The sequence below is a fragment of the Gordonia rubripertincta genome (assembly GCF_038024875.1).
Classification (GTDB): Bacteria; Actinomycetota; Actinomycetes; order Mycobacteriales; family Mycobacteriaceae; genus Gordonia; species Gordonia rubripertincta.
The window spans coordinates 3,853,496-3,870,872 of sequence record NZ_CP136136.1; the positions used below are offsets into that span (position 1 = coordinate 3,853,496).

Consider the following 17,377-nt stretch of genomic DNA (forward strand, 5'->3'; position numbering starts at 1 on the left):
GTGCCTCAGACCTTCTGACCGAAACGGTGATCCTTGGCGCTCTGCAGTTGCGGCACGTGGTTGGCGTCGTACCGCTCTATCCACTCGTCGGGCAGCTTGACCCAGGCCTCACCGATCTTGATGCGCGGCGCCTGACTGAACACCTCGGCGGCGACCACGTCACCGACGAAGATGGTGCTCTCCTGCACATCGAGCGAACCGATCACCTTGCATTCGACGTAGCTGTGCGCATCGAGAAGGATCGGAGCGCCGGTGACGCCGGTCTTCGTCCGGAGCTTGCCGATCTTGTCGCCGTCCCGTCCCGAGCTGCCACCGAGGGTCATCAGGATCTCGAGGGAGGCATCGACCTCGTCCTCACCCGCGCTGAGCATGTGCATCGCGAAAACCCCTGAGTTCAAGAGCATGTCGTGGGTCATGTTGTACTTCGTCAGACTCACAGTGGCACGCGGAGCCTCCGGGATGATGCTGGCGGCGCCGGCCGACAGCGACATCAAGCCGTTGGCGAATCCACCGTCGACCGTGGTGATGGCGACCGGGTACGGACGCAAACCGCCCAGAACCTTGTTGGCGGCGTCAGTGTCCACATTCATCGCTGTTCTCCTTTGTGTGTCGGGCAAATGTTGCGTATCGGGCAGATCGTCGTCATCTGGTCGCCGGTGGCGGGACGTCGATGACGACCGCACCTGCCTGGCCTCCACCTGCACACATCGCGGCGACACCGTATCCGCCTCCGCGACGGCGCAGTTCGCCGATCAGTGAGATGATCATGCGAGCACCGGATGCCGCCACCGGATGCCCGATCGAGCATCCGCTGCCGAGCACGTTGACCACATCCTCGCTGATCCCGAGCTTCTTGCAGGCCGCGACGGGGACTGCAGCGAACGCCTCGTTGATCTCCCACAACGCCACGTCCGATATCCCGATTCCGGCCCGGTCCAAGACCTTCGGGATGACGTCGAGGACCGCAAGGCCGGTGTGCGACGGGTCGATACCAGTTGCCGCCCACGCCTTGACGGCCGCAAGGACCTCGAGTTCCCGGGCTTCGGCGAGATCGGAGCCGACCACCATCACCGCGGCAGCGGCGTCATTGATGCCACTGGAGTTGCCTGCGGTGATCGAGAAGTTCTCGATCTCCGGGTGTAGGGGCTTGAGGCCTGCGAGGCGTTCCGCGGTCGTGTCGCGGCGCGGATGCTCATCGGCGCTGAACTCCACCGTGCTGCCATCCTGCTGTCGTGCCGAGACCGGCACGATCTCGTCGACAAACGCTCCCGAGTCGATGGCCGCGACGGCCCGCTGATGCGACCGCAGCGCCCACGCATCCATCTCTTCACGGGTCAGGTCGAGTGCTGTCGCGGTATTCCAGCCCACGGTGATCGACATGTCCTGGTTCGGCGCCTCCGGGCTGTCCGGATGGGTCGGCGGCATCCACCTCTCGGTGAACTCGTCGACGGTCCCCGGCGTCCGGAACGCCTGCAGTGGACCGGTCGAGACGGATTGGGTGCCACCGGCGATGATGGCGCGTTCGGCGCCCGAGATAACCTGCGCTGCAGCATTTCCGACTGCGGTAAGGCTGCCCGCACAATGACGGTTGACAGACTGGCCGGGCACCTGGGTCATTCCGGTCACCACTGCCGCATGCCGCGCGACATCGCCACCGCCGTAGTTCGATTCGGCGAGGATGATGTCATCGATCTGTGACGGCTCCAGGCCGGAACGCTGTTGCACCTCGGCGACGACGACTTCGGCGAGCTCCATGGCGGTGGTGTCGCGCAGGGTGCCTTTGAACGAGGTGCCGACCGGGGTACGCGCTCCGGCGACGATGACGGCTTCGATGGTTGACATGATTGAGTACCTTTCGTTCGGGTGCGCGGCTCAGCCGAGCGTGAAGGGGTCACGGGTGGCGCCGCTGAGTTCGACCCACACCGCCTTTGTTTCGGTGAAATCTTTGACCGCGTCAATGCCGTTCTCGCGGCCGATACCGCTGGCACCGACCCCTCCGAAGGGCACGTGCGGAGAGACCGTTCGATAGGAGTTGATCCAGACGGTGCCCGCGCGCAGCTTGCCCGCAACCCGGTGGGCCAGGTGAACGTCCTTGGTCCAGACCGAGCCGGCCAGGCCGAACTCGGTGGAATTCGCGGCCGTGATCGCCTCCTCCTCATCGGTGAACGTCGACACCGCGAGCACCGGACCGAAGATCTCTTCGGTGACCGCCCGCATGCCCGCGGTCACCCCGGTCAGCACCGTCGGCTTGACGAAGTATCCGCCGAGCTCGCCCGCGGGTTCCCCGCCATAGGCGATGGTGGCACCCTGTTCCCGCGCGGAATCGAAGTGTGACAACACTTTCTGGTACTGCGGCGCGTTCGACACCGGCCCCATCTCGGTGCGCGGGTCCTTGGGATCGCCGAGGACGATCGTCGAGGCCCGGGCGACGACCTTCTCGATCAACTCGTCGGCGACACTCTCGTGCACCAGCAACCGTGAGCCCGCGAGGCACGTCTGCCCGGTGGCGGCAAAGATGCCGGAGATGACTCCGTTCGCAGCAGCATCGAGATCCGCGTCGGGAAAGACCACCTGCGCCGATTTGCCACCGAGTTCCAGGGTGAACCGGGTCATGTTGGCGACCGCGGCTTGGCCGACCCGAATCCCGGTCCCGGTCGACCCGGTGAATGCGATCTTGTCGACATCTGGGGTGCGAGGCCAGTGCGGCCCCCGTCTCCGGTCCCCAACCGGTGACCACATTGACCACTCCGGGCGGGAATCCCGCCTCCGCGAACAATCTGGCGAAGGCCAGGGTAGATGCCGGGGTGTGATCGCTCGGCTTGATCACAAACGTGCAGCCTGCGGCGAGACCTGCGGCGAGTTTCCAGGACAGCAACAGCAGCGGTGAGTTCCAGGGCGTGATGGCACCGACGACACCCACCGGCTCGTGCGTGGTGTAGACGAGAAAGTTGGGTTTGTCGGTGGGGATGACGGTGCCCTCGAGCTTGTCGGCCATTCCCGCGTAGTAGTAGAAGTACGCGGGCAGTCCGCGCATCTGGCCGGACATCTCGCGCAACAGCTTGCCGCCGTCGCGGACCTCGAGTTCCGCCAGTTCGTCGGCGTCTCGCTCGATCAGCTCTGCCAGACGCCAGATCAGCTTTCCACGCGCAGACGCGGTCAACTCTCCCCACGGACCGGACAGTGCCGCTCGGGCCGCCCGGACCGCACGATCGACATCCGCGGCGCCCGCGTCGGGTACTCGCACCCACGGCTCACCGGTGAATGGGTCGACACTCTCGTAAGTCTTGCCGGACTCGGCTTCCACCTCGTCACCGCCGATGAGCAACGGATAACTGGCGATCTGGTCGGTGAGGGTCTCTGTGCTCACAACAACTCCTTGGGTCAATCGCGGATGGGTCAGCGTAGACGCGGGCTGCGCTTGTTCTTTCGGGAATCGGTGCGCCCCGATCCGGGATTACCGATCTGGGGTGTACGACAGCCCCGTGCGCAGCGCGATCGACGGTGTCATGTCCAGTGACTCCCAAATCGCCCGCACAGTCCCCTGAATCGCCTCCGGACGCCGGCCCGCGATCTCGGCCGCGAGTTGCTGGGCGCGCTCCCGAAGTTCGGCTCGCGCCACGACCTCGGTGACGATCCCCGTCCGCAGCGCGCTGTCGGCGGTCATCCTCTCATCGCTTCCGGTCAGCGCCCATCGCAACACCTCGCCGAGCGGAATCCCACGGGCGAGCATGCCCATCGGCTCGAGCGCCGACACGATCCCGGCGTTGGCGTGCGGATCGAAGAAGGTGGTGTCGTCGCTGCAGATGACGATGTCGGACTCGTTGACGAAATACATGGCGCCACCGGCGACCATTCCGTGCAGGGCGCACACCACCGGCTTCCAGACGCGATGCTGTTTGGGTCCCAGCAATACCCCGGGATCTTCCTGGTTGAACCGGTTGATGTGCGTCCACCACGCGCCCTCGCCCACGTCGACACCGGTGCAGAACGCACGGTCGCCGTTGGCCTGCAGAACCGCGACGTGGATGTCGTCCTCGTCGCGGACCCGCTTCCAGATGTCGGCCATCTCGTTCGCCATGGTTTCGTTGAAGCAGTTCAACCGATCTGGCCGGTTGAGCGTGATGGTCGCGACATGCGCGCTGACCACGAACTCAACTGTCTGATAGCTCGTTTCAGGCAATTGCCGCTCGGAAACCTGGGTGGACAACGGAACCTCCGTCGCAGGGGTGAGAAGATCGGAACGAAGCTGCGACTTGGCGATCTTCCCGAGCGAGTTCCGTGGAATGACCTCCACGATCTCCACCTGTTCGGGATACTTGCGCTTGTTCAGGGTCGTGGTCGCGAGGTGGTCGCGAATCGAATCGAGACTCGGGGGCTGGTGCGGATCGCTCGGCACCACCACTGCGCATACCCGCTCCCCCGAGTCGGGGTCGGGCATGCCGATCACGGTGAGATCCGCGATGGCGGGGTCACCGATCAGCGCCTCCTCGACCTCACGGGCCGAAATGTTCTCCATCTTGCGCACGATGATGTCCTTGATGCGTCCGGTGACACACAGTCGACCGGCCGCATTGACGAATCCCAGATCACCGGTACGGAAGAATCCCCGTTCGTCGAGGGCACCGTCATTGTGAGCCGAATCAACATAGCCCTGAAACAACTGCGGTCCGTGCACACGGATCTCCCCGACCTCCCCGACGGGCAGTTCGGCGCCATCGGCTCCGACGATGCGGACTGCGCCCTGCGGACCCGGCGTCCCCTCGAAGGCCGAATGCTCGGCATCGGTGTCGTCGGGGCTGCCCCAGGTCAGGTAGGGGCACTCGGTCATCCCGTATCCGGAGATGATCCCCACGCCCCCGAGAACCTGCGCCGTCTGCAGGCTCAGCTCGGCCGGCCGGCCGGAACCACCACCGAGTGTGGCGCGCGCCTGTGGGAACAATGGCCGCACCCCGCGGTCGCGCGCAATCCGCAGGTACTCGGTGGTGAAGGGCAGACCGGAGCCGATCAGAGTTGCTCCCTCGGAGATCAATTGATCCGCGTTGTCCTCCGGAACGAACTTCGCCGCGGTGATCAGCGTATGTCCGACCAGCAGGCTGCTCAGCACATGCGCGATACCACCGACATGTGTGATCGGTACGTATGCGGCGCACCGCTCGTCCTCGGTGACCTGCACGTTGGTGACAAAGGTCTTCGCCGCCGCGATCAGTCCGGCGTCACCGTGCTTGACGCCCTTGGGCGCCGCCGTGGTGCCGGACGTATAGAAGATCCACCTCACCTCGTTGTCGTCACGCTGTGGGCGCGCGGGCAACGTCTCGGGATCGCCCGACATCCAGTCCTGGTCGACGATCAGGGTCCGCAGGCCTTCGACCTGCTGCGCGACCGCGGTCGCCATGGCACCGTGGTCGAAGCCACGAAACTCGTCGGGCACGATGAGCAGTGATGCGCCGACCTGTCCGGCGATGAAGGCGACCTCGCTCTCCCTCAGCATCGGGATGATCGGGTTCTGCACCGCACCCAGCCGGGAGAGCGCCAGCGACAACGCCATCGCTTCGACACTGCTGGGCAGCTGCCACGACACCACGTCACCGGCGCGCACTCCGTGGCCGTGTAGGGCCGCCGCCGTGGTCATCGCGAGGTCGGCCAGCTCGGCAAAGGTGAACCGGCGGCCGTGCTCGTCGACGGCGAACTCTTTCGAGGGACTCAGCTCGACACGCTCAGTGAGCAGTTCCCAGAGATTCGTCGCCCGCGCCATCGTCGGTTGCCGCTGCGTGGACGTCACGACGAGACCCCGGACGCCGAGACCTTCTCCGGTGCAGTACGCAACGACTCCGCGATCTCACGCTTGAGGATCTTGCCGGCCGGGCCGAGCGGGAACTCGGTGCGGAACTCGAACCGCCGCGGCTGCTTGTAACCGGCCAGCTCGGCACGGCACAGTGCCGTCAGCTCGCCCGCGACCGTATCGGTGTCGATGTCTCCCTTGGGAACCACCACGGCGACCGGCGTCTCACCCCATTCGGGATCCGGGATTCCCACCACCGCAACCATGTCCACGGCGGCATGATGTCCGATCACCCGCTCGATCTCGGCGGGGTAGACGTTGAAGCCCCCGGAGATGATCATGTCGGTCTTGCGGCCGGTGATGTGCAGGTACCGCTCGGCGTCGAGGTACCCGAGGTCACCCGACCATAATCCGGTACTCCGGAAGGTCTGTTTGGTCTGATCGGAGCGGTTCCAATACCCGATCGCATTGGCCTCGCTGACGATCACGACCTCGCCGATCTCTCCGGTCGGGAGCTCGTTGCCGTCGCCGTCCACGATACGGATGGAACACATCGGCGTTTCCTGCCCGCAGGAGGTCAGGATGCTCGTCTTTCCGTCGACCATGTCGCGATGATCCTGAGGCGTGAGAATCGTTGCCTGTCCACCGCATTCGGTGAGCCCATACCGCTGTTGCAGGTCACACCCGAGGAGATCCATCGCCTTCTTCGCCAGTCCGGGCGGAACCGGCGCCGAGCCGTAGCTGATCCGCCGTAGGCTCGACATGTCCCGGTGCGGGCCTTCTTCGAGAATACGCAGGGTGCGCTGCAGCATCGTGGGGATGAAGGTGGTGAAAGTAATCCCGCTGCGTTCGATCTCGTCGATGACGGCTTCGGGGTCGAAGCGCTTGTGAATCACCATCGTCTGGCCGAGGTAGGTCCAGGACAAGGTCCGGACCATCCCACCCGCCGTGAAGAAGGGTGTCGTCGCGAGGAAAACGTCGCTGCGATTGGCCTCGGTGACCAGGCTCGTGTCCACGGCCTGGGCGAGCATCCCGCGGTGCGTGTTGATCACGCCCTTGGATCGACCCGTGGTCCCGCTGGTATACAGGATGAACTGAATGTCATCAGGCCGCAACGACGCCGGTGTCGGGTCGCTGTCATCGGCTGCCCGCAGTGCCGATTCGTAGTCGATACCGACTGCGTTCCCGCCGATCTCGACAACCGTCTGCAGATCGGCGAGTTCCGGGCCGAACCGTTCCACCTGGTCGGTGTGGATCACCGCGGCAATCGCTCCGGAGTCGTCCCGGACATGTGCCAGCTCGTCCGGGGCGAGCCTGATGTTCACGGGAACGGTGACCAGCCCGGCCTTGGCCGCGGCGAAGGTGATCTCCGGCCATTCGATGCAGTTTCGGGCGATGACGGCCACCCGGTCGCCCTTCTTCAGGCCAGCGGCGAGGAGGTGATTGGCCAGTCGGCGCGCACGCTCGTCGACGTCACTCCAGGTGTGGGTCCGCCCGGACTCGATGACGGCGGGCTTGTCCGGGTATCGACGGGCGTTGTTGGTTGAGATGTCGCCTACAAGCACGTTGCCTCACAGGTACTTCAGCGCGAAGGCGCAGCCTTCGCGGATTCGGATGGTTGGTTCAGATCAGAAAAGCGAGGGTGTCCACGGGACCGCCGGCGCTGATCATGTGGACGGTCTTGCTCACGAGCTTGAACCCGCCGGGATGGCGGCGGACCTTGTGGATGACCCGGCCGGCCCAGATGCGCTGGTTGTGGCGGTATTCGAACAGGGCGAAGTTCGATCCAACCGTGACGGTGTCATCGGTGGAGTCGAGAACCTCCATGTTGGTGAGCTGCCGACGCATCACAGACGGCGGGGTCTGCGAGTGCCGGTTCCCTGTGTTGAGTTGCGCTACACGACTCTTGATACGTCGACGGTTGTCGTAGATGTACGACAGATTGACTGCCGGATCGTCGTCGGGATGCATCGGCACCCAGTAAAGTGCGTCGTCGTCCCAGAGCAGCTCCCATTCGGAATAGCGCGCCTCGTCGGCCAGACGAGCCTCGAGGAACAGGAACCCTGCCACCTCGGGGGACGGCGCCGGCAGCGGCTGCAGTGCCGAGGCGAGGACTTCGGTGTCGTCGACTCTGCTCATTTGCTGATCTCCTGTCCCACAACGCTGGCCCACTGGCGGTAGAAACCACGCTGAGGTGTCTCGGCACTCTTGTCGCTGTTGACGATTCCGGTCTCGTCGGTGATGTCGGTCTCCAGGCCGCGGGACAACCGCAGCCATTCCGGATCCTTGGCGGCCAGTCCGGCCTGGTTGCGCATCCCGATCTCACCGTCGTCGGCGATCAGGAACCCGGCCGGACCCATCGCACCCTCGGAACGGCGCAGGGTCCTCAGATTGAGTTCGTCCTGTCCCGGGATCAGCGCCGCGGTGGTGTATGCGACCGTCTCGTCCGGCCCGATCGGTTCCACGTACATCACGTTCATCTCGGCCAGGAAGAGGTTGGGCCAGATCAGAGTGTGCGGTGGGCCGACGACCAATGAGTCGTGTGCCTTCTCCTCGCCGTACTTCTTCTCCAGTGCGGCAACATATTTGGGCAGCTTCTCCCGTGGCATGCGCCCGTACCAGATGAACTCCTCGTCGAGCTTGCGGTATTCGGCCGAGTAGTCGATCTCAGAGTGGCCGCCACCGATGTCACGCACCACGACGTCAGTCTTTGACGGAATATGGGAGACCTTGGCCGGGCGGATGGCGTCATAGACCGACGCGTGAGTGAACAGCGCGTGGTAACCGTCGACATTGTTCTCGACCACCATTTTCCAGTTGGCATGGTGGAGGTGCTTCATCCAGTTGGCCCGGAGATCGATCTGACCGGTCGGCGACAGGTTGAGAAGACGATCGAAGGCCGCGATCGAGCCACCGAGGTGCTCGGCGAGCGACGGACCGTCGGCGGCCAACGAGGCGAAGATGAAACCGCCGTAGCTGTCTACCCGAGGGGCTTCGGCCATACCGAGCTCGGACCGTACCGCGCGGAACGCCTCGCCGTAACCCTCACGCATCGGGACCGCGGTGAGCGAACCCGTGTTACTGAAGGTCCACCCGTGGTACGGGCAGCGGAACGAGCTCGCGTTTCCCTTCTCGGCGTTGCACAGCTTGTTGGCGCGATGCGAGCACCGGTTGAGCAGGACCCGGATCTCTCCGTCCTTGCCGTGGGACACCACGACCGGCTCACTGCCGATACGGCGGGTCAGATAGTCACCGGGCTCGCTGACCTCGCTGTCGTGCGCGACATAGACCCAGCCGGTGCGGAAGATGGTGTCCATCTCACGCTGGAAGATCTCCGGAGACGTGTACACGGAGCCGTGCACACGATCTTCCTGGACGATCTTGGACACGTCGAAGTCACTCGGGGTGGCAGGATTCGAGGTGTTGGGATTCGCCTCAGTGGTTGTCATTGGTGGCCTCCGTATCGGTGGAAGTGATGGTCTGCGCGGCCGGGATCGCCACTCCGGCCAGATATCTGAAGGCGATGTCGACGGCGTCGCCGATCCGCGGTGTACCGGCCGCCGGCTCGACCGTCGTCATGATCAGCCGATGCCCACCGTCGAGTTCGACGTCGACGATCGGGTATGGACCGGTCGCGGTCACGAGTCCGGGCTCCAGTCTGTGCATCGTCGTCGACGAATGGACCACTCCCCTCGGCAGGGTTTCGAGCCAATCGATCTCATCTGATCCACAGTCGTCGCACACTCGTTGCTCGAGGTCGAGCGGCAGCGAACAACCCCCACAGAACGGCAGCACGAGTGCGCCGCGGGAGGCACCGGCATACAACGGTTCGAGGGGATCGCCTGCCACCACCGGAGCCAGCGAATCCGAGAGCAACCAATCGGTCGAGGTGATCATGCCGCACGCTCCAGGATCAACGCGGCGTGGTGATCGATCCGACCGCCGATGCCACCGACCAGTGCGGTCGACGCATGAGGCACCTGTCGCTCGCCGCCGGCCCCGCGCAACTGCACGAGCGCTTCGGCCAACGGGGTCATTCCCTGGAGATAGAAGCCCGACAGCTGCCCTCCACCGGTGTTGGTCGGCAAACTGCCGCCGGCAGCGGTGTTCCCGTCGCGGACGAACTTTCCTGCGGGCGCCCCCCCGGTGAGCCCATATTCTTCGAGCAAGATCAGGGTGACGACCGAGAACGGGTCATAGAGCTGAGCGGTGTCCAGGTCGCCACGTGTCATCCCCGCTTCTGCCAGGGCGTCGTCCACGCATCGTCGGCCACCGCCGAACCATGACTCGGAGCCGGATCGCCGATGACGCACCGGATGATCCCGACCGGCTCCCCGAATGTCGACACGAATGTCGTGGCCGATCGACGGATCGGCGCTGACGAGGACGGCGACGGCACCGTTGACCGGGCGTGCACAGTCGAGCCGCCGCAGCGGATCGGAGATCATCGGACTGTCGAGGTAACCCTGGATGTCGAGGGGCGTGCGGATCACCGCATCGGGATTGCCGGTCGCCCAGGCACGCGTCGACGTGGCAACCGCGCAGAGATCGTCGGGCGAACCGTTGCTGACATGCATCCATCGCTGCGTCAGCAGGGCGTAGGTGGGGACCGAGCCCAGGACCCCGCTGGCCCGCTCCAGGCCGCGCGATCCGGACTGTCCGCCGCTCTGCGCATAGGTCGATCCGGCGGCTTTGCCCGCGACGAGGGGCGCGTCTGCGAAGACGCACATGACCGCGCGGGCTGCGCCGGCCTCCACGGCGTAGCGGGCCCGCTGGATCATCGCAACGGTCGTGGCGCCCTTGATCTCCACGTGTTCCAGGAGTCGCACATCGCCGAATCCTCCCGAGGATGCAAAGCCGACACCAAGCCGGTCCGGCCGAATCCCCTGCGAAGAACCGACCAGCAGTCCGTCGACGTCGGACAGTTCGATTCCGGCGTCTGCCACGGCCTCTCGGCAGGCGCGAGAAGCCAGTTCGTGCGGGCTGTGCCCGGGCTTCAGTGACATCGGGGTCATCCCGACCCCCACGATCGACGCGGTCACGAGGTTCTCCCCCGAACCGGCCCCAGGGAGCGGTCGCGCCGCTCGTCCCGGTAGTTACCGACGCGCAGCCAGTCCTCACGATCGTCCGGCGTCGCCAGGCACAGGCTGACGAGCTCGAGGGGTGAGAGAAAGATGTGATCGTCGCTCTCGAGGTCCTCGACGAGCAGCCTGTCCCCGTTGCCGGTCGAATCCAGCGACACACGCACTGCCGCGAACTCGTTGACGAGCGACGCCAGCACGCGTCGATGCACCCGGCGCAGATCCGCGTCGCCGTCTCCCGCGTCCGCACCTTCATGTTCGTGTGTGGTCATAGTCATCGACGACCTGTTCGCCCAACCTCGCTCTGGTGACTTCTCGAAAAGTTGTGACCAACCCTCAGAAGACACTTGCCCTTGCGTTGATCCCGCCTCATAGTCTTATCGTATACAGGTGTCAGAAACAATCCCCCAATTCCGAGCACTCGGTGGCAGAAATCTGACACTCACCCAGCTCACGGCGCTAAAAGTGCTAAGACTGAACATGCACACAGTGGAAAATTTGGTTAGACAACGGAGGCCCCGACCATGACTGAGACAACGATTTCCGCCCCTGCGGCCGACACCGGCGAGTACCGCAGCATCTGGAGCCACCTCAAAGAACTGGAGTTCCGGCAGGGGTTCGTCGACATCGACGGCGTGCGGACCCGTTTCGCCGAGGCAGGCTCCGCCGACAAACCACACGCCATCCTGTTGCACGGCACCGGCGGCCACTGGGAGACCTTTGCGCCGAACCTGGGACCGCTCTCGGAGCACTACCACTGTGTGGCGATCGACATGGTCGGCAACGGGTTCTCCGACAAACCCGACTACGACTACGAGATCGCCGTCTACGTCCAGCAGGTTCTCGGTGTGATGGAGCACTTCGGGATGACCCGAGCACACCTCATCGGGATGTCACTCGGCGCATGGGTATCGGCCGCGATCGCGGTCGAGCATCCCGAGCGTGTCGACAAGGTGATCCTGATGTCGCCCGCCGGACTGATCGCCACCGCGTCGAACATGGCCCGCATCCGCGCCGAGCGCACCGAAGCCGTCAACAATCCCAGTTGGGAGTCGATGCACAAGGTGTTCGCACACCTGATCGCGGACGAATCCAATCGTCTACCCGACCTCATCGCGCTGCGGCAGGCGATCTACCGACGCGACGACACCCGGAACACGATCGATCACCTGCTGATCCTGCAGGATGCGCAAGCCCGCGACCGCAATCTCATCCCGGAAGACAAATGGGCGACCATCTCTGCGCCCACCATGGTGGTGGCGTCCGGCCAGGACCACGGCGAATACCAGAGCACTGCCCACATCGTCGCCGGGTTGATCCCGAACGCCGAGGTGTTCGAGATGGCCGCCGTCCGGCACTGGCCACACTTCGAGGACCCGGCGGCCTTCAACCCGGCCGCTCTGGAGTTCCTCGGGCGATGACGAACATCGCCCTGCCGGACACAGCGGTCGCCGAGCTCGCGCGCCGCCTGTATGAGGCCGAGAAATCCCGGACCCCGATCCGGCAGATATCGCTGCAGCATCCCGAGATGACCATCGAAGACGCCTATGCCGTACAGCGGGAGTTGGTGCGCCTGAAGGTCGCCGGTGGTGCCGTGGTTCGCGGACGCAAGATCGGACTCACCTCCAAGGTCATGCAACGCGCCGTGTCCATCACCGAACCGGACTACGGTGCACTGCTCGACGACATGTTCTTCGACGACGGCGGAACCGTGCCGGCCGGACGGTTCATCCGCCCCCGCATCGAGGTTGAACTCGCCTTCGTACTCGGCGACCCGTTGTCCGGCCCCGGGGTGACGCTCTACGACGTGCTCCGGGCGGCGGAGTACGTGACGCCGGCCATCGAGATCCTCGATGCACGGGTACAGATGGCGGACCCGGAAACCGGGCATCTACGCACCATCGTCGACACGATCTGCGACAACGCCGCCGATGCCGGCATCGTTCTCGGCGGCCGGGTGGCACGACCGATGGACGTCGACCTGCGGTGGGTGGCCGCATTGCTGCTGCGCAACGGGTCGATCGAGGATTCGGGCGTTGCGGCGTCGGTGCTGGGCCATCCGGCGAACGGTGTCGCGTGGCTGGCGAACCGGCTTGCTCCGCATGGGGTGTCGCTGCAAGCCGGCGAGGTGATCCTGGCCGGCTCGTTCACCGCGCCGGTGTTCGCCGATCCCGGTGATACCTTCGTCGCGGATTACGGACCGATGGGGACCGTCTCGATCCATTTCGAGAACGAGGCACCGCGTGACTAGCGCCGCGGGACCGAACACGTGGGTACAGCAGATCCGCGGTGAACGCGCCCAGATCGGGATGTGGATAGCCTCGGGCAACGCATACAGCGCCGAGATCTGCGCGGGCGCCGGTCTCGACTGGCTGATGCTCGACCTCGAGCACGTCCCGAACGACGTCAGATCCACGTTGGCGCAACTACAGACGCTCGCCGCCTACCCGGTGCAGGTTCTCGTGCGTCCGGCATCCGCTGACCCGATCGCGATCAAGCAGCTCCTCGACATCGGTGCGACGAATCTGATCATCCCGATGGTCGAATCCGCCGACGAGGCGAGGGCCGTGGTCGCCGCGACCCGCTACCCGCCCGAGGGCATTCGCGGAGTCGGCAGCGCACTCGCCCGAGCCTCGCGATGGAACCGGATTTCTGACTATCTGGTCACCGCAGACGACAGCCTGTCACTCACGGTTCAGGTGGAATCCGCCGCCGCGCTCGCCCAACTCGACGAGATCGTCGCGGTCGACGGGATCGATGCCGTGTTCATCGGACCGGCCGATCTCGCGGCGTCGCTCGGCCACCTGGGCAAGCCCGAGCATCCCACGGTGGTGGCCGCGATCGAGCATGCGTTGTCGCAGATCAAGGCCGCAGGCAAGGCGGCAGGCGTCAACGCGTTCAATCCCGCCCTGGTGGACCGCTATATCGCGGCGGGAGCCTCGTTCGTCTTGGTCGGAGCCGATGTCACGGTGCTCGCGCGGGGCAGCGAGGCCCTGGCCGCACGCTTCATCCCGCAACCCGGCACAAGCTGATACTTGACTCTTCGCGGATTAAATCTGACAATAGTGTCACTACAGGAGCGGATCTCGCCCCGCACGACTGACGGAAGGCCTCCACATGGATTTGGACTTCAGCCCCGAACAGGTGGAGTTCCGGGACGAGGTACGCACATGGCTTGAGGAGAACAAGCCGTCCGAGCCCCGCCCGCGCGACGCCGACGGCATCCGGGAGTACGACACCGCCTGGCAACGCACCCAGTGGGACGGCGGCTGGGCGGGCATCGCCTGGCCGAAGGAATACGGCGGCGGCGGTTTGACCCTGGTTCAGCAACTGATCTGGTACGAGGAGTACGCAGCCCAGGGATTTCCGGGGATCGACGCGAACTTCGTCGGTCTGTCCCATGCCGGTCCGACCCTGATCACCCGGGCCGACGAGGCGCAGAAGGACTTCCACCTTCCCAAGATCCTGCGCGGTGAGGCGATCTGGTGCCAGGGATTCTCCGAACCCGATGCCGGCTCCGACCTCGCCTCGCTACGCGCCAGGGCGGTCATCGACGGCGATGATCTGGTGGTCAACGGGCAGAAGATCTGGACCAGTTTCGCCACCATCGCCGACTACCAGGAGCTCCTGGTCCGGACCGACAACACCGGCTCCAAGCACCAGGGCATCACGTGGATCGTGTGCGACATGACCACACCTGGCATTGAGATCCGCCCGATCGAGACCATCGAGGGCGGCGCCGAGTTCTGCGAGGTGTTCTACGACGACGTCCGAATCCCGCTGTCCAACGTCGTAGGTGAGATCAACGACGGATGGAGCGTCGCGATGTCGACGCTGTCGTTCGAACGGGGCACCGCATTCACGGCCAATCAGGTCCGCCTGGCCAAGGTGGTCGAAGACCTGATCGACTTCTCGCGCGATCACGTCGGGCCGGACGGACGCCGCCCTGCGATCGCGGATGACGAAATCGCCCGGAGATTGGCCCGGGCCCGGGCCGCAGTGACGTCACTGCGCGCCATGACCTACGTCGGCATCTGCCGCAGTATGCAGACCGACACCCCCGGACCCAAGGGATCGATGCTCAAGCTGTTCTATGCAGATCTGGCCAAACAGGTCGCGGAGCTGGCGATGGACATCATCGGGGTCGATGCCCTGCGCAGTACTTCCCGATGGGACAAGAACGGCTGGGTGGGCAACTATCTGTACGCATTCTCCCAGTCCATCGGCGGCGGTACCTCCGAGATCCAACGAAACATCGTCGGCGACCGGGTACTCGGACTCCCACGCTGAAGGAAAGAAGCACACCATGAACCTGCTCCCCTCTGACGATCAGCTCGAACTGGTCGCGGCAGCCGCGGACTTCATCAGTTCCCGACCACCCGTCACCGCGATCCGCGAACATCGCGATGAGAGCACACTGGTGGACAAGGACGTCTGGCGCGAAGGCGCCGAACTGGGCCTGCTCACGCTCGCCCTTGATGAGCGATTCGGCGGATCCGGACAGTCCATCGATGACGAGGTCATGCTCTTCATGGAACTCGCAAAGCATCTGGCCATCGGCCCGTTCCTCGCCTCCACACTGGCCGCACGCGTCGCGGCCGGCGACGGCAAGAGCGAGCTCGTCGCTCAGATCGCGGCCGGCACCGCGATGGTCGGACTCGCCGAATTGCGCGGCGACGGCGAGATCGGTTCGGACGGCTTCAAGGGGTCCTTCGATCTGCTGGATTGCGCCGGCAGCAGTCACGCGCTGCTGGTGACCAGAGACGGTGCCGCACTGGCCGAGCTCGGAGAGTTCGGTGATATCACTGCAGTCGAATCCGTCGACCCCGCAACGCGCCTGGCCACCGCCACGGTGACGTCCGGACGGGTCGTCGCGTGGCTGCCGGCAGAGACCGAGTGGATCTGGGGCCGGGCACAGATTCTGGCGTCTGCGTATCTCGCCGGGCTGGCCGAGGCCATCACCCAGGTCTGCACCGAACACGCCAAGACACGCGAACAATTCGGACGGCCGATCGGCGTCCACCAGGCGATCAAGCACGCGGTCGTCGACATGGCCGTTCGTGCCGAATCTGCTTCGGCACAAACACTTTTCGCGGCAGCGGCCCTGAAGGCCGATCGCCCCGACGCCGAGTTCCAGATCCTGGCGGCCAAGACGGTTGCGGGTCAGGCTGCCCTGTCCAACGGCAGCGGCAGTATTCAGGTGCACGGAGGGATGGGTTATACCTACGAGCACGACGCCCACCTGTATCTCAAGCGGGCCATCGTCTACAAGAACCTGTTCGCCGGTGCGTCCGAGGTTCTCGCCGATCTTCTCGAGTTGGAGGCCGCCCAGTGAGTCGCAAGGTTGCCATCGCCGGGGTCGCGCTGTCCGATGTGGGCAAGGTGGACGACAAAAATGCCTATGAACTGATGGCGCAGGCCAGTCGGCGGGCCTTGGCTCAGACAGGACTGACACCTTCCGACATCGACGGTCTCGCATCGACGAGTCAGGGCACGCTGCCCCCCACCGATGTCGGCGAGTACCTCGGCATCAAGCCGAGGTGGATCGACTCGACCTCTGTCGGTGGCGCCTCGTGGGAGGTGATGGTCTCCCATGCCACCGATGCGATCGCCGCGGGTCATGCCGACGTGGTCCTGCTCACGTACGGATCCACGGCACGCGCCGACATCCGAAAGGGATTGCGCGGCGCCAACATCAACTGGGGTGCACGTGGCCCCCTGCAGTGGGATGCCCCCTATGGGCACACCCTCATCTCGAAGTACGCCATGGCCGCCCGCCGACACATGCACCAGTATGGGACAACGATCGAGCAGTTGGCCGAGGTCGCGGTGTCGGCCAGATTCAATGCCGCAGACAATCCCGAAGCGATGTACCGGGATCCGATCACGATCGATGATGTCGTCTCCGGCCCGATGATCGCCGACCCATTCACCAAGTTGCACTGCTGCATCCGCTCGGACGGCGGGGCGGCGGTGATCCTCGTGGCCGAGGACCGAGTGCCCGATCTCAAGTCGCCGCCGGTATGGGTGCTCGGCTCGGCCGACGCCACCTCCCACATGCTGACCAGTCAGTGGGATGACATGACGGTGGGGCCCGCCGCGATCACCGGCCCTCTCGCGTTCGAGCGGGCCGGTCTGAAACCGTCCGATGTGGATGTAGCCGAGATCTACGACGCGTTCACCTACATGCTGCTGTTGACCATCGAGGACCTCGGTTTCTGCGAGAAAGGCGAGGGAGGGGCATTTGTCGCCAAGCAGAGTCTTCGGCTCGGAGGCGAGCTGCCGACCAATACCGACGGAGGCGGACTGTCGGCGTGTCACCCCGGCCAGCGTGGACTCTTCCTCCTCGTCGAAGCAGCGCGGCAACTGCGCGGTGAGTGCGGCCCGCGCCAGGTTTCGGATGCAAGGATCGCGTGTGTCAGCGGGACCGGCGGCTGGTTCTGCTCGAGCGGGACGGTGCTGCTCGGCTCGGAGAAGCCGTGACACCCCGGCCGCGGTCGGGCACGATCCGACCACC

The 17,377-nt window shown here is 64.9% G+C and carries 14 protein-coding genes and 3 pseudogenes; 6 read left to right on the forward strand and 11 right to left on the reverse strand.

Features of this window, described 5'->3' with window-relative positions:
* Positions 1-5: 5 nt before the first annotated feature.
* The 11 genes and pseudogenes from RVF83_RS17465 to RVF83_RS17515 all read right to left on the reverse strand — a co-directional run bounded on the left by RVF83_RS17465 (position 6) and on the right by RVF83_RS17515 (position 11,132).
* A complete protein-coding gene (locus RVF83_RS17465; protein WP_005199517.1) occupies positions 6-590 on the reverse strand; it encodes a flavin reductase family protein in 585 nt (194 codons plus the stop codon).
* A gap of 52 nt (positions 591-642) precedes the next feature.
* The gene (locus RVF83_RS17470) at positions 643-1,842 is read right to left on the reverse strand and encodes a thiolase family protein (RefSeq protein WP_005199518.1); all 1,200 of its coding nucleotides are present in this window, start codon (positions 1,840-1,842) and stop codon (positions 643-645) included.
* Positions 1,843-1,872: 30 nt separating this feature from the next.
* Positions 1,873-3,340, reverse strand: a pseudogene (locus RVF83_RS17475) (aldehyde dehydrogenase).
* Positions 3,341-3,396: 56 nt separating this feature from the next.
* Positions 3,397-4,180: pseudogene (locus tag RVF83_RS17480) on the reverse strand (enoyl-CoA hydratase/isomerase family protein).
* 141 nt (positions 4,181-4,321) lie between these two features.
* Positions 4,322-5,752: pseudogene (locus RVF83_RS17485) on the reverse strand (class I adenylate-forming enzyme family protein); the annotation flags it as partial.
* Between the two features lie 23 nt (positions 5,753-5,775).
* Positions 5,776-7,344 (reverse strand): class I adenylate-forming enzyme family protein, encoded by a 1,569-nt coding sequence (locus tag RVF83_RS17490; RefSeq protein WP_005199521.1) that lies wholly within the window; start codon positions 7,342-7,344, stop codon positions 5,776-5,778.
* Between the two features lie 58 nt (positions 7,345-7,402).
* Positions 7,403-7,918, reverse strand: coding sequence for an aromatic-ring-hydroxylating dioxygenase subunit beta (locus RVF83_RS17495; protein WP_005199522.1), 516 nt, complete (start codon positions 7,916-7,918; stop codon positions 7,403-7,405).
* Positions 7,915-9,228, reverse strand: a complete 1,314-nt coding sequence (locus RVF83_RS17500) for an aromatic ring-hydroxylating oxygenase subunit alpha (protein WP_005199523.1) — start codon at positions 9,226-9,228, stop codon at positions 7,915-7,917. The genes RVF83_RS17495 and RVF83_RS17500 overlap by 4 nt, the downstream gene beginning before the upstream one ends.
* Positions 9,215-9,676: a Zn-ribbon domain-containing OB-fold protein gene (locus tag RVF83_RS17505; protein ID WP_005199524.1), complete on the reverse strand. Its 462-nt coding sequence runs from the start codon at positions 9,674-9,676 to the stop codon at positions 9,215-9,217. The genes RVF83_RS17500 and RVF83_RS17505 overlap by 14 nt, the downstream gene beginning before the upstream one ends.
* On the reverse strand, positions 9,673-10,821 hold the full coding sequence (locus tag RVF83_RS17510; RefSeq protein WP_005199525.1) for a thiolase family protein: 1,149 nt from the start codon (positions 10,819-10,821) through the stop codon (positions 9,673-9,675). Before RVF83_RS17510 ends, RVF83_RS17505 begins: the two co-directional genes overlap by 4 nt.
* Positions 10,818-11,132 (reverse strand): hypothetical protein, encoded by a 315-nt coding sequence (locus tag RVF83_RS17515; protein ID WP_005199527.1) that lies wholly within the window; start codon positions 11,130-11,132, stop codon positions 10,818-10,820. The genes RVF83_RS17510 and RVF83_RS17515 overlap by 4 nt, the downstream gene beginning before the upstream one ends.
* A 252-nt stretch (positions 11,133-11,384) precedes the next feature.
* On the opposite strand from RVF83_RS17515, the gene RVF83_RS17520 reads away from it, so the two are divergent.
* From RVF83_RS17520 to RVF83_RS17545, 6 genes are all read left to right on the forward strand, one after another.
* Positions 11,385-12,281 (forward strand): alpha/beta fold hydrolase, encoded by an 897-nt coding sequence (locus RVF83_RS17520; protein WP_005199528.1) that lies wholly within the window; start codon positions 11,385-11,387, stop codon positions 12,279-12,281.
* Positions 12,278-13,111 carry a 2-oxo-hept-4-ene-1,7-dioate hydratase gene (gene hpaH / locus RVF83_RS17525; RefSeq protein ID WP_005199529.1) on the forward strand — a complete coding sequence of 278 codons (834 nt, stop codon included), beginning with the start codon at positions 12,278-12,280 and terminating at the stop codon, positions 13,109-13,111. Before RVF83_RS17520 ends, hpaH begins: the two co-directional genes overlap by 4 nt.
* 58 nt (positions 13,112-13,169) lie before the next feature.
* Positions 13,170-13,892, forward strand: coding sequence for an aldolase/citrate lyase family protein (locus RVF83_RS17530; RefSeq protein WP_051989323.1), 723 nt, complete (start codon positions 13,170-13,172; stop codon positions 13,890-13,892).
* A gap of 85 nt (positions 13,893-13,977) precedes the next feature.
* The gene (locus tag RVF83_RS17535; protein ID WP_005199531.1) at positions 13,978-15,150 is read left to right on the forward strand and encodes an acyl-CoA dehydrogenase family protein; all 1,173 of its coding nucleotides are present in this window, start codon (positions 13,978-13,980) and stop codon (positions 15,148-15,150) included.
* 16 nt (positions 15,151-15,166) lie between these two features.
* The gene (locus RVF83_RS17540; protein ID WP_005199532.1) at positions 15,167-16,195 is read left to right on the forward strand and encodes an acyl-CoA dehydrogenase family protein; all 1,029 of its coding nucleotides are present in this window, start codon (positions 15,167-15,169) and stop codon (positions 16,193-16,195) included.
* Positions 16,192-17,343 carry an acetyl-CoA acetyltransferase gene (locus RVF83_RS17545; RefSeq protein WP_005199533.1) on the forward strand — a complete coding sequence of 384 codons (1,152 nt, stop codon included), beginning with the start codon at positions 16,192-16,194 and terminating at the stop codon, positions 17,341-17,343. Before RVF83_RS17540 ends, RVF83_RS17545 begins: the two co-directional genes overlap by 4 nt.
* Positions 17,344-17,377: the final 34 nt, after the last annotated feature.

Coding starts and splice junctions, on each gene's coding strand:
- RVF83_RS17495 (WP_005199522.1), bottom strand. CDS start 7,918: ATGAGCAGAGTCGACGACACCGAAGTCCTCGCCTCGGCACTGCAGCCG.
- RVF83_RS17515 (WP_005199527.1), bottom strand. CDS start 11,132: ATGACCACACACGAACATGAAGGTGCGGACGCGGGAGACGGCGACGCG.
- RVF83_RS17535 (WP_005199531.1), top strand. CDS start 13,978: ATGGATTTGGACTTCAGCCCCGAACAGGTGGAGTTCCGGGACGAGGTA.
- RVF83_RS17530 (WP_051989323.1), top strand. CDS start 13,170: ATGTGGATAGCCTCGGGCAACGCATACAGCGCCGAGATCTGCGCGGGC.
- RVF83_RS17470 (WP_005199518.1), bottom strand. CDS start 1,842: ATGTCAACCATCGAAGCCGTCATCGTCGCCGGAGCGCGTACCCCGGTC.
- RVF83_RS17465 (WP_005199517.1), bottom strand. CDS start 590: ATGAATGTGGACACTGACGCCGCCAACAAGGTTCTGGGCGGTTTGCGT.
- RVF83_RS17540 (WP_005199532.1), top strand. CDS start 15,167: ATGAACCTGCTCCCCTCTGACGATCAGCTCGAACTGGTCGCGGCAGCC.
- RVF83_RS17520 (WP_005199528.1), top strand. CDS start 11,385: ATGACTGAGACAACGATTTCCGCCCCTGCGGCCGACACCGGCGAGTAC.
- RVF83_RS17505 (WP_005199524.1), bottom strand. CDS start 9,676: ATGATCACCTCGACCGATTGGTTGCTCTCGGATTCGCTGGCTCCGGTG.
- RVF83_RS17500 (WP_005199523.1), bottom strand. CDS start 9,228: ATGACAACCACTGAGGCGAATCCCAACACCTCGAATCCTGCCACCCCG.
- hpaH (WP_005199529.1), top strand. CDS start 12,278: ATGACGAACATCGCCCTGCCGGACACAGCGGTCGCCGAGCTCGCGCGC.